Origin of the sequence: Gordonia hongkongensis (assembly GCF_023078355.1) — a bacterium.
In the GTDB taxonomy this organism is placed as follows: Bacteria; Actinomycetota; Actinomycetes; order Mycobacteriales; family Mycobacteriaceae; genus Gordonia; species Gordonia hongkongensis.
The window spans coordinates 3110424-3123578 of record NZ_CP095552.1 but is presented as its reverse complement, the minus strand read 5'-3'; the positions used below and the strand labels follow the sequence as shown (position 1 = coordinate 3123578).

General features: G+C 70.2%; 4 protein-coding genes. 1 reads left to right on the top strand and 3 read right to left on the bottom strand.

Features of this window, described 5'->3' with window-relative positions:
- Positions 1-37 precede the first annotated feature (37 nt).
- Positions 38-8098 carry a non-ribosomal peptide synthetase gene (locus MVF96_RS14230; RefSeq protein WP_247449429.1) on the top strand — a complete coding sequence of 2687 codons (8061 nt, stop codon included), beginning with the start codon at positions 38-40 and terminating at the stop codon, positions 8096-8098.
- A 365-nt stretch (positions 8099-8463) separates the two neighbouring features.
- Here MVF96_RS14230 and MVF96_RS14225 read toward each other — a convergent pair whose 3' ends face one another.
- From MVF96_RS14225 to MVF96_RS14215, 3 genes are all read right to left on the bottom strand, one after another.
- Entirely contained in the window at positions 8464-9768 is a 1305-nt protein-coding gene (locus MVF96_RS14225) for an IS110 family RNA-guided transposase (RefSeq protein ID WP_247449427.1), read from the bottom strand.
- Positions 9769-10108: 340 nt separating this feature from the next.
- Positions 10109-12457, bottom strand: a complete 2349-nt coding sequence (locus MVF96_RS14220) for a HelD family protein (protein WP_247449425.1) — start codon at positions 12455-12457, stop codon at positions 10109-10111.
- Positions 12454-13143 carry a hypothetical protein gene (locus tag MVF96_RS14215; protein WP_247449423.1) on the bottom strand — a complete coding sequence of 230 codons (690 nt, stop codon included), beginning with the start codon at positions 13141-13143 and terminating at the stop codon, positions 12454-12456. The genes MVF96_RS14220 and MVF96_RS14215 overlap by 4 nt, the downstream gene beginning before the upstream one ends.
- Positions 13144-13155: the final 12 nt, after the last annotated feature.

Sequence of the window (13155 nt, the reverse complement as noted above, 5' to 3'; positions counted from 1 at the left end):
GGTCGGGGACCTCGAGCTGCTGACCCCGGACGAGGAGATGATCCCGCTCGTCTCGGGCGACCCCGATCCCGTTCCGGGACTCCTCTCGGACCTGCTCGTCGACGCGGCGCGGATGCGCCCGACCCACCCGGCCGTCGTCGACCCCGCCGCCGCGGACCCCGAACACGTCTGGACCTATGCCGAACTCGATTCGGCGAGTTCGCATCTCGCGACGGCCCTCATCGGCCGCGGTATCGGTCCGGAGGACGTGGTCGTCAGTGCGTTCCCGCGGTCGGCGACGGCGCAGCTCGCCTTGTGGGCAGTGGCCAAGACCGGTGCGGTGTACTGCCCGATCGACCCCCGCTACCCCGCGGAACGCATCGCTCGGGTCCTGGACGCCGCGAACGCCGTGCTGGTGCTCACCGACGGGAGTGTCGAGGGGCCGGCCGCCGACACGACCTCCACGTGGCCGCCGCGACTGCTGCTCGACGCGGCGCTCGTCGCCGACCTGCGCAGACGCCCGGCGCTCGACCCGCCGCGTCGCAACGGGCCGGTGACACCCGACTCCGGCGCCTACATGATCTTCACCTCCGGATCGACCGGGACGCCGAAGGGGGTGCTCGTGACGCACCGCGGCCTCGCGGGTGTCAGCACGGTGCTGCGCGACCGGCACCGATCCGGGCCCGATGCGCGCTGGCTGGCGATCAGCTCGCCCGCGTTCGATGCCGCCATGCTCGAGGTCCTCGGTGCCTACGGCAGTGCTGCGACGCTCGTCGTCGCGCCTCCCGAGGTGTACGGGGGCCGCGAGCTCGCCGACGTCATCACGACGCACCGCACCACCCACGCCTTCCTGGTGACGTCGGTGGCGGCGTCGTTGCCGGATCCCGGTCGCCTGCCCATGACCGACGTCCTCGTCGGCGGCGAGGCCGTCCCCGACACGGAGAAGGACCGGTGGGCCGCGCACGTGGCGTTCCACAACGGTTACGGACCCACCGAGACCACGATCATCAGCGTCACCTCGCCTCCGATCGGCGTCGACGAGCCGGTCCACCTCGGCAGCCCGGTCCCCGGCGCGAGCGCCCATGTCCTGGACGAGCGGCTGCATCCGGTGCCGCCGGGGGTCGTCGGGGAGCTGTACCTCGCCGGTCCCGAACTCGCACGCGGTTACCACGGACGGCCGGCGCTGACCGCCGAGCGCTTCGTCGCCTCCGTCGACGGGGCACCGGGCACGCGAATGTACCGGACCGGGGATCTCGTGCGCCGGGACCGCAGCGGCGGATTGGTCTACGTCGGCCGCGCCGACTTCCAGGTCAAATTGCGCGGACAACGGCTCGAACTCGGCGAGATCGAGGCCGTCCTGACCGCACACCCGCAGGTGCGGACGGCGGCGGTCATCGGGGTCGGGAACCCGGTGACCTCGCTGGCCGGTTACGTCGAACCCGTCGACCCCGGACGGCCGGTCGAGATCTCCGCCCTCCGTGAACATCTCGCGACCCATCTGCCATCGCACATGGTCCCGGCGGCACTCACGGTGCTCGACTCCATGCCACGCAGCCCGATCGGGAAGATCGACCGCGCCGGCCTCCCCGCCATCGAGCCGTCGAAGGCCGACGCCGAACGCGTTCCGCCGTCGACGCACACCGAGCGGTTACTCGCGGCCATCGTCGGCGAGGTTCTCGGACTCGACGACGTGTCGGTGACCGCTGACTTCTTCGTCATCGGCGGCAACTCGTTGTCGGCCACGCGTGTGAGTGCCCGCGCGGGGGACGCTTTCGGGATCCGCGTCGGTGTCCGCGACGTCTTCGAGGCGCCGACGGTTCGCCTGCTCGCGCGTCGCGTCGACGCCGCTTACGACGATGCGTCGCGACCGCCGCCGCTGCGCCGCGTCGATCCGCGGCCCGCGCACATTCCGCTGTCGTATGCGCAGCAACGGATCTGGTTCCTGAACCGGTTGGACCCGAATTCGGGGGCCTACACCATTCCGATGGCCGTCCGCCTCCGCGGCCGGCTCGACCGGGGTGCGCTACGTGCCGCCGTCGTCGACCTGCTGGCCCGCCACGAGATGCTGCGGACCGTGTTCCCGGCGCCGGGCGGTGAACCGCGGCAGCACATCCTGCCGATCGACGAGGCCCGGGCCCGCCTGCGGTGGGAGGACATCGCGGCTCCGCGGGAGCTCGCCGACCCGGCCGCACTCGTCGGTGATGCCGCCTTCGACATCACGTCCGAGCTGCCGCTGCGTATCCGCCTGTTCGCGGTCGGCGACGGTGGGATCGACACCGACGACCACGTCCTCGTCGTCGTACTGCATCACATCGCCGCCGACGGTGAGTCGATGCGGCCGCTCGTCGCCGATCTGTGGGGGGCCTATCTGGCGCGCACCGAGGGGCATGCGCCAGAGGCGGCCGCACCGGCGATCCAGTTCGCCGATCACGCTCTGTGGCAACGAGAGACGCTGGGGGACATCGACTCGCCGGAGTCCGTTCTCGGTCGCCAGGTCGGCTACTGGGTGAATCGACTGTCGGGGATCCCCGACCTCCTCCCGCTGCCCACGGACCGGCCGCGACCGGCGGTCGCGTCGCAACGGGGCGGTCGCGTCATCGCGGCCATCCCGACCGAACTGACACAGCGGATCGCGGACACCGCCCGCGCCCACGGGGCCACCGAGTTCATGGTCGTCCACGCCGCGCTGTCGATCGTGCTGGCCAGGCTGTCCGCGACCCGCGACATCGTGATCAGCACCCCGGTTGCCGGACGGGGCCATGCGCATCTCGACGACCTCGTGGGAATGTTCGTCAACACCGTGGTCCTGCGCACCGACGTCGACCCCCGGACCCCGGTCGGGGACTTCCTCGAACGGGTGCGCATCGACGACATCAACGCCCTCGCCCGCGCCGATGTGCCGTTCGAGTACCTGGTGGACCGGCTGTCCCCGGTCCGGTCGGAGGCGTTCGCCCCGATCAGCCAGGTGATGCTGTCGGTGCTGCACGATCAGGACACCGGAACCGTCGGGACCGACCCCTCGGGATCGGCGAAACTGACCTTCGAACCGATCGAGGCGTCCACCGGCACCACCCAGCTCGACCTGACCGTGGCGGTGACGATCCGTCCCGAAGGCGCGTGGGACGTCGAGATCGTTTATGCCACCGACCTGTTCGACGAGCGGACCGCGCGCACCGCGATCACCCGCCTGACCAGGGTCCTCGAGGCGGTCGTCGGTGCCGACGACATGGCTGTCGGTGCCATCGACCTGACCGACGCGTCCGAGCGCGCGCGGATCGCCGAACTGGTCGTGGGCCCCGATCTCTCGGTGCCGTGGTCGACGGTCACCGATGCGATCGAGGCGGCCGCGCGACGCTCACCGGAGTCGACGGCCCTGGTGGCCGGTGCGCGATCCGTGACCTACCGCGAGTTCATGGACCGGATCACCCAGCTGGCCGAGACGATGTCCGCACACGGCGTGGGTCCGGAAGTGGCCGTGGGCGTGTGTATCCCGCGGTCGGTGGAGCTGGTGCTCGCGATCCACGCGGTGGTGATGGCCGGCGGCAGCTATGTCAGCATCGACCCGTCGATTCCGCCCGAACGAGTCGCCGCGATGGTCGACGCCGCGTCGATCGCGGTCATCCTGACCGCTGAGGTGACCCCGTCCGCGCTGTCCGATCTGTCGGTACCGACCCTCGTCGTCGACGGAAACGCCCCGCCGGAGGACCGCTCGGGTCCCCGGCCGGAACTCCGTCGACCGTGTCCGGGCAACGCCCTCTACACGTTGTTCACGTCCGGCTCGACCGGAACGCCGAAGGGGGTCACGGTCAGTCACGGCGCCGTACTCAACCGACTCGCATGGATGGCGGTGCGTTCCCCACTGCGTCCCGACGATGCCGTTCTGCTCAAGACGCCGGTCACCTTCGACGTGTCCGTCCCCGAACTGTTCGAACCGCTGATGGCCGGGGCCCGCCTCGTCATCGTCGAGGACGGCCGTCACATCGACCCGGCCCATGTCCTCGCCGAAATCGAGCGGCATCGGGTCACCTCGCTGCACTTCGTGCCGTCGATGATGGCGGCGTTCGTCGAGTACATCGGCGACCACCCGCGGCGGCGCGCGGCACTGTCGTCGTTGCGGCGGGTCAACGCGTCGGGCGAGGCACTGCCGGCGGCCACCGCCGAGGCCATGGCGGCGCTCGTGCCGCAGGCGGACCTCGACAACCTCTACGGGCCGACCGAGGCGGCCGTCGAGGTGACGGCGTACCGCTTCGCCCCCGGCGACGTGATCGTGCCGATCGGACGCCCGAACGCGAACACCACCACGTGGGTGCTGGACGACGGGTTGCGCCCGGCGCCGGTCGGGGTGGTCGGCGAGCTGTACGTCGGCGGCGATCAACTGGCGCGCGGCTATGCCGCCCGGCCCGACCTCACCGCGGAACGGTTCGTGGCCGACCCCACCGGCCCGCACGGAGGGCGCCTCTACCGGACCGGTGACCTGGTGCGCTGGAACACCTCCGGTGCGCTCGAATACCTCGGCCGGGCAGACTTCCAGGTGAAGTTGCGCGGACAGCGCATCGAGCTCGGGGAGATCGAGACCGTCCTCGCCCGTGTCGACGGCATCTCACACGCGGCGGTCACCGTCCGGAGCGGGCCGGCGGGTGATGCACTGGTCGGATACCTCGCCGGCCGTGTCGATCTCGACGCGATCCGTGAGCATCTGCGGCAGGCGTTGCCGCAGTACATGCACCCGACGCAGTGGGTGGTCCTCGATTCGGTCCCGGTGACCGCGACCGGCAAACTCGACCGCCGGGCCCTGCCCGCGCCGCGGAGCGAGCCGGTCGAGATGGTGCCGCCCGCCGACGCCGTCGAACGGGCGGTGGCCGTCGTCGTCGCCGACGTGCTGGGACTCGACGAGATCTCGGTCACGACACCGTTCTTCGATCTGGGCGGCAACTCGCTCGCCGCGATGCGGGTCGTCGCCCGGATCGGCGAGCAGCTCGAGACCGACCTCGATGTGCGCGACCTCTTCCGCACCCCGACGGTCCGCGAGCTCGCGCAACTCGTCACGCGTCGTCGGGTCTCCGACCATCCGCTCGTCGCACGACCCCGGCCCGAGCGCATCCCGTTGTCGTATGCGCAACAGCGACTGTGGTTCATCAACCAGTTCGACGTGACGTCCCCGACGTACAACATGCCGATCGCATTCGACATCCGGGGACTCCTCGATGTCGACGCACTACGCGCCGCGGTCGCGGCTGTGATGACGCGACACGAACCGCTGCGGACCGTCTACCCGCTCGGCGACGGCGGGGTGCCGCTACAGCACATCCTCGATCCTTCGGTGGCGGCGGCCCGACTGCGCTGGGAATCGGCCGGGACGCCCGAGGACGCGATGGCGTTGTGCGCGGAGGGATTCGACGTGACGACGCAGCTGCCGTTGCGTGTGGTGACGTCGCTGGTATCAGCGGAGGGTGCGTCGCCGCCGGTGTTTCGAGTCGTGCTGGTCCTGCACCACATAGCCGGCGATGCGGCGTCCCTGGCGATCCTGGCCGCGGAGGTCCTCGGTGGGTACCGCAACGGTCGACGCACCGAAGACGGGTCGATCGAGGTACCGGAGATCGCATACGCCGATCACGCGCTGTGGCAACGCGATCTGCTCGGGGACCTCGACGATCCGACCTCACCGATGGCGGCGCAGTACTCGTTCTGGACCGAGACGCTGGCCGACGTTCCGGCCGCACTGGAGATCCCCGGTGACCGTCCGCGTCCGCCGATCGCCGACCCCACCGGTGGTCGGCTGCCCCTCGAGATCGGCGAGGAGCGCAGCGCGGCGGTGGCGGCGACCGCACGCGTGCACGGGATGACCCCGTTCATGGTCTGTCACGCCGCCTTCGTCGCGGCACTCGCCCGTGTGGCCGATGTGCGGGACATCAGCGTCGGCGCCGCCATCTCCGGTCGCGGGCACGCGGCCACGGCGGGGCTCATCGGGATGTTCGTCAACACCGTGGTGCTCCGCACATCGGTGCACTCCGAGGACACGGTCGAGGACCTGCTCCGCCGGGTCCGCGACGCCGATCTCGCGGCCTTCGCGCACGCCGACATCCCGTTCGAGACCCTCGTCGAGCACCTCACCCCGGTCCGGTCCACCGCCCACGCGCCGCTCGTGCAGGTCATGATCAACTATCTCGGCGAGTCGTCCGGGACACCGGCGGTGCCTGGTATCGGCGCGGACGCCGAGCCGCTCATCGTGGACGGTCTCGAGGTCGTGGCCGTCGAACCGGGGCCGCCGCCGGCGAAGGTCGACCTCACCCTCGGTCTCGCGGAGCGGTCCGTCGGTGCGGCTGTCGAGTTGGTCGGCGAGATCGATTACGCCGCAGCGCTGTTCGACATCGAGACGGTTGCGTCGATACGCGACGTCTTCCTAGGCATGCTCGACGCCGTGACCGGTGACATCGACATGGTGCTGAGTGAGGTCGATGTGACCGGTGCCGTTGACGGTGCGTCGCTGATCCTCGACAGCGCGGGCCGGGCGGTACCGGCGCGGGTGCCGGGTGAGTTGCACGAGCGCACGGCAGACGGTTCGCTGCTCGCGACGGGTATGCGGGCGCGGTGGGTCGACGCCTCGATGACACGACCGGAGATCCTCGGGCCGGTCGAGCGTCACCCCCGGGTCGGCGGGCGGCGAGTGGATCTCGATGCGGTGGAGGCGGCACTCAACGGGGTGGCGGGCGTCGTCACTGCGGCGGTCGTGGCGTCGGCGTCCGACGGTCAGCCGACGGATGACGGAGTCGAGGTGGGGGCCTGGGTCGTGGTGGACCGCGACGGCCCCGGCGCCTCCGACCTCCGACGCGAGCTGTCGAGAGTGCTGCCCGCACACTGTATTCCGACGGTGATCAGCGTCGTCGACGCCATCCCGGTCGGCGCGGACGGGCGACCCGGACGCCGCGAGGTCGCGGCGCTCATGAACTCAGCCGGTGGGGGACGCGAGGACGCCGAGCCCGCGGCCCCGACCGGCCGCTGGGAAGTGACGGTGGCCGAAGCGATGTCGGAGATCACCGGGACCGCGGTGACCGACGCGGACCAGGGGTTCTTCGACCTCGGCGGGACCTCGCTGTCCGCGGTGCGGCTGGTGTCGCTGCTGCGGCGACGGACCGGACTGCCCGTCGAGGTCGCATGGATCTTCGCCGGACCCACACCGCGCGATCTCGGCGCCCGGCTCGCTGCTCAGGCGACGCACGAGGAATCCACCGACACCGCCGAACCGCGGGGCCAGGTGGTCGTGCCGCTACGGGCGGACGGCAGCCGCGAACCGGTCTTCTGCGTCCACCCCGCCGACGGGTTGGCGTGGCTGTTCGCCGGTCTCACACCGTATTTCGACGACCGGCCGGTCTTCGGTCTGCAGGACCCCTTCGTGGTGGCCGGCGACACGGCCGCCACGTCGATCCGCGAACTCGCCGCGCGGTATGTGGCCGAGATCCGGGCGATCGTCCCGCAGGGGCCCTACCACCTCGTCGGCTGGTCCCTCGGCGGGCTCATCGCCCAGGAGATGGCGGCCGAATTGCGTTCGCAGGGTGCCGAAGTCGGGTTCCTCGGCCTCCTCGACAGCTATCCCGCGACCGGTGACGAACTCGAGACCGGCGGTGGACTCGAGACCGACGGGGCGCCGGCGCGCGCCGAGGTGTCCGCGGAGGATGCGCGAGCCACGGTCGCGGACCTGCTCGGCGGGTGGCGAGCGGTCATCGACGTCGACGCGGTGACCGCCTCCGACGATCCGGCCGCGATGGCGGCGGCGGTCCGCGAGCGGGTCGTCGGCCTCGGGCTCCTCGACGGCGCCGCCTTCGACCGCATGCTCCAGCGGATGGCGACGTCGGCCCGACGTGCCGTCGACCACCGACCCCGAACCTACGACGGCGACGCGATGCTCGTCGTCGCGGCGGCGGGGGAGGCCGACCCAGACAGCACCGCCGGACGCTGGACACCGTTCCTCGGCGGGCGGGTCACCCGTGTCGACGTCGATGCCGATCACCTCGGGATCGTCGGCACCGACGCGCTCGAGGTGATCGGACCGCGGATCGACGCGGCGATCCGCGAGGCCGAGTCGCGGCGCGCAAGCGACGGCCCCCACCCGCTCCCTGAGTAGGCCGGAGCTTGCGGAGGGCGCGGCCGACCCCCGCTCCCTGAGGAGCGCCCGGAGCTTGCGGAGGGCGCGGCCAACCCTCGCTCCCTGAGCAGCCTATGAGGGTTTGTGTCAACAGGGTCCTGTGATGGGTGTGGGCGTGGGGGTGTGGCCCGGCGGCCGGTGGTGGCTGCGGGATGGATGATGGTGGGGTTTTGGATGGCCGGGGTCGTTGCCTGGCGCGGGCTCTACCTAGCGGTCAAACGGGTTGGTACCCAACAGCCTTCATTCGAGCTTGGTTCGCGCCGGGGTGGGACTGCTCAGGCTCAGGGTCGGGCTTATGTGCCCAAGGAGCAGCGAGCTTGTCCCGGCCGGAAGGGGTTTAGGGGTCAGGCGGCGGTCCTTTCTACGGGTCGGGTACGGCCGGCAGCGATGTCAGGGTTCCACGGCGTGGCGGTGGTGATGACGACGTATAGCTGCCGCAACAGAGCCGCGGCGATCGCTACCCGGGCCTGGTTGGGGTTGAGGCGGTTTGCTTCTCGGCTGGTCAGGTGCCGATAGCGGGCGGCGTATACCTCGTTGTGGGTCAACGCCGCGAACGCCGCTCGCCAGGCGGCGACCCGCAACAGCGGCCGGCCACGACCGCTGATGCGGGTGGCGCCGCGGTAGGCGCCGGAGGAGTTCTCCCGGGGGCATAGTCCGGCATGTTTGACTACCGCCCGCGCCGAGTCGAAGCGGGTCAGGTCACCGGTTTCGGCGAGGATCGCCGCCACCGAGACCGCCGATACTCCGGGAATGGATCCGGCGAGTTCGTGCAGGCCCAGCCCGGTGAGGACCTCGATCATGGCCGCCTCGACCTGCTCGCAGGCGGTGCGGGCGTGGTGAAAGTCGGCCAAGGCGTAGCGGGCCCGTTCCAGCGCACCGGCCTCGGCGGTGATCGTGGTCTCGGTCTGGACGGCGAAAGCGGCATCGACGATCGCGACCAGGATGCGGGTAGTGACCCGACGCCCACCCCAGCAGGGCAGTTCGGCGCGTACGTGTTCGCGGAGCCACGCCACCGCCTGTTCCCGGCTGCCCTGGGCGGTCAACGTTTCCGGGGTGCAACCGATGACGGCCATCGCGGCCAGCCAAGTCACCGATTTGAACGGTTGCCCGGCGCAGTCAAGGGCGTGGGGCCAGGCGCCTTCGAGGAGGTCGCGGGCTTGTTGCTGCGCCGCACCACGGCGGGTGAGTTGCTGGGATCGGCGTACGCCGAGGTGACGTAGCCGGGTCCATTGCTCGTCGGCGTGTTCGGGCAGATAGATATGAAGTTGGGTGGTCAGCCGTGCGATCAGCAGGGCGTCTTTGTCATCGGATTTGTCGTGGGTGAAGTCTTCGGTCTCTCGGGCCCGTGCCACCGCGATCGGCTGCACACACACCATCTGCACCCCGACCGCCGCGGTCAGGTCTCGGACCGTTTTCCAGCGATGCCCGGTCGGTTCACACGCGATGACGATGCCGGCAAACCCGGCAGCGGTAGCGGCGGTACGGCTCCACTCGATCGCGGTGGCCAACTGCGGTGGCGCGCAGTGAAAAGTTCTGCGCGCCACGATGCGGGAGTCGTGATCGACCACAGCGACAACTTGCTTTTTCGACGCCAGATCAATCGCTGCGACCGCGTAGTCACGGCGCACGATGCCCCGGAACTTGCTCAACCGATCGTTGCGACGCTTGTCTCCACGACTCAAACGACTAGCCTTAGACATTGACATCCTCCTTTTGTGGTTGGGATAACCAAGCCCCTTATGACCACATCAGGAGGATGTCCCAGTTACCAGCCCTTCCAGCTATTACTAGGAGCGCCCGGAGCTTGCGGAGGGCGCGTCACGAAGGGTCTTCGCAACCCGTCGCGCCAAGACCCTTCGTGACGGCCTCCGCAAGCTCCGGCCTCCTCAGGGAGCAGTAATTGGGCCGCTCCGATCACAACGAGTGCTTTCGCAGTAACCGGGTCGGCAGGTCGCATCAACCGGGAGCGGAGCGGGGATCGCGCGCTCCTCAGCCGGCCGGCAGATCCGCGAGGGCGTCGGGGAGGTCGTCCCGATGGACGACGACGAGTCGCTGGGTCGCCCGGGTGAGGGCGACGTACAGGTCGCTGAGCCCGCGTGGTGACTGGTCGATGATCGCGGTGGGCTCGACGACGATGGTCGTGTCGAACTCCAGGCCCTTACAGCTCCGCACCGTGTACACCCGGGGTGGCTCCCGGTCGGGGAGCGTGAAGCGATCCGGCGCCAGCGCCGCCTCGATCGCGTCGTGCAGGTGATCGGGGACCACGACGGCGGTGAGGCCGTCGGGTTCGGCGAGCCCGACGGCTCGGAGGACGGCGTCGGCGATGCTCCCCGGGGAGTCGTTGTCCGCCCGCAGCGCCACCGGCTCGATCCCGTTGCTGCGCAACGAGGTCGGGGCCTTCTCGCCGTTGCCGATCTCGTCGAGGACGCGCGCGGCGTACTCCATGATCTCGCTCGGGGTGCGGTAGTTGACCGACAGCTCTTTGAACTGCCAGCGCTTCGCGACATACGGCTCCAGGACCTCGCCCCACGAGCGCGTGCCCGCCTCGTCGGATGTCTGAGCGGTGTCGCCGATGATCGTCATCCACCGATTTGGGATGCGTCGCATCACCATCCGCCAGGACATGGCGGAGAGCTCTTGGGCCTCGTCGACGATGACGTGGCCGAACGTCCAGGTGCGGTCGCCGTAGGCACGTTCGGCCGTCGTGGCGCGTCGTGTCTCGGTCTGGCGGGACGCGAGCTGTTCGGCGTCGATCAGGTCGTAGGCCATCAGGATCTCGGGATCGAGTTCGTCCTCGAGGTCCTGCGGCGCCGAGCCGGTCAGGATGTCCAGTGCGTCCTGTGCCTCGGCCAACTGGCGGCGCCAGCGTGCGCGTTCGGCCCGCTCCGCGTCCTCGGTGCCGTAACCGATCAGCTCGGCGAGCTCGTCCAGCAATGGGACGTCGGCAGGTGAGAAGTCCGCACCCGACGTCGTGGCCGGGCGCGACGGACGGTGCAGCGCAGCACGATCGGCGTCCGTCCAACCCGGGGTGGCCTTGCGAATCGCGCGTTCGTCGCCGAGCAGGTCGCGAAGCAGGGCCTGCGGGGTCAGCGTCGGCCAGTACCGCAGCAACGCGGCACGGATGTCGGGATCGCGGCTCATGTCGTCGCGGATGTCGGCGATGTCGGCGGGGCTGAGCAACTGCGAACCGTCGAGCAGGCTCGATCCGATGGTCGCCGCGTGCCGCGCCGCGAGTTCGGCGAGACCCGCCTTCAGGAAAGCGTTCTGCGAGAGGTTGTGGGCGCGTCGAGTCGCGCGGGCCTTGGCGCGTGCGGCCTTGACCAGAGCCGAGTCGATCTCGACGGTGTAGCTGTCGAAATCGACCGCCTCGGGACGAGACGGCAGCGACTGCTGGGCGCGCACCGCCCGCTTGAGGACGTCGACCATGCGCAGCCCGCCCTTGACCGCGGCGGTCGTCCGCGGGTCGGCGGTGCCCGCGCGGACGCCGGGGAACAGGTCCCCGATGGTCGAGAGGAGCACGCCGGACTCGCCCAGCGAGGGCAGCACCTGGCCGATGTAGTTCAGGAAGTCGTCGTTGGGTCCGATGATGAGGATGCCGCTGCGCGAGAGGTTCTCGCGATGTGTGTAGAGCAGGTAGGCGGCTCGGTGCAGCGCCACGGCGGTCTTGCCGGTACCGGGGCCGCCCTGGATGACGGTGACCCCGCGATGCGTCGACCGGATGATCAGGTCCTGCTCGCGCTGGATCGTCTCGACGATGTCGGTCATCTCGCCGGTGCGGGCGGCGTTGAGGGCCGCGACAAGAGCCGACTCGTTGACGACGTCGCCGTGTCCGAAGTCGTCGAGCAGCGCATCGCCTGCGGTCAGGGACTCGTCGCTCACCCCGCGGACCTTGCGGCTGCGGGTCCGGATGTGGCGACGGCGCGCGACGTCCTCGGGTGCGGCGGGCGTCGCCAGATAGAACGGCCGGGCCAGGGGCGCGCGCCAGTCCAGCAGCAGGGTGGCGTCGGTGGCGGTGGCGTCGAGTTCGCCGTCGTCGGCGAAACCGTCGTCGAGGACACCGATGCGTCCGATACGTCGGATCTCGCCGTCCTCGAGGTCGAGACGACCGAAATACAGATTGTGTTCGGCGGCATCGAATTTGGCGAGATCCTCGTTGTACATCCGCTCGTAGGACTCGCGTTCGGACAGCGCCTGCGGTGTGCCGCCGCGTTCGGAGAGCGTCGACGACAACCGACGCTGCGTGGTCCGCCGCATCCGGTCCAGCCTGCCGTACACGCGGTCGAGGTGCCGCTGTTCCTCGTCCACGCGGGGGTCGGTGTCCGGCGAGAGGGCGGTCATCGGCCGTCCCCGATCGACAGCGGTGCGCGGGACCCGTGGGACCGGGCCAGTCCGGCGGCCCGGATGCGGGCGGTCATCGCGCGGGGGTCGGCGGACAAGCGGCGGCAGACCTGCGACGCCGGGTCGGCGAGTGTCTCGTCGTCGAGTCGGCGGGACAGCCACTCGAGAACGTCGGTCTGTGCACAGAAGGGGACGGGGTCACCGGTGACCGGGTCGGCGAGGACGCCGTGCCGGGACACGTACAGGTCGAAGGTCGCAGGCGGGGTCCACTCGTCCGGAAGGAGGGGACTGGGACGGCCGAGAACGGGGTGGTCGCGCGTAGTCACTGTCTGTCGATGATAGTTGGGTTCGGTGGCGTCGAGAGCATCGATGTGGGTGGGACCCAGCCAGGCCGCGGTCGTCGTGATCGCGGCCTCACCTGCGAAGATCGGCGCGGCTGGGATGTATCCCCGGGCCGCGACATGGGCGGAATGGCCGACTGTGATGTTCGTGACGCGGACCGTGCGGAGGCAGATCCGGTCCGTCGACGGAACGTGGGCGAGCTTGCGACGTAGAACGTCGGGGGCGGCATTCGACCCGACTGCGATCACGAGCCGCGAGCCGGCCGACGGGACCGTCCCGAACGGTGGACCCGCGAGCGTCATCTCGTGCAGCGATGCCTCTCTCAGCGCCGCGGACGCGGGCACCCAGGGATAATC

Bases quoted from the DNA above. Each gene is read 5' to 3' on its own strand.
- MVF96_RS14220 (WP_247449425.1), bottom strand. From the start codon at position 12,457: ATGACCGCCCTCTCGCCGGACACCGACCCCCGCGTGGACGAGGAACAG.
- MVF96_RS14230 (WP_247449429.1), top strand. From the start codon at position 38: ATGATCCCGCTCGTCTCGGGCGACCCCGATCCCGTTCCGGGACTCCTC.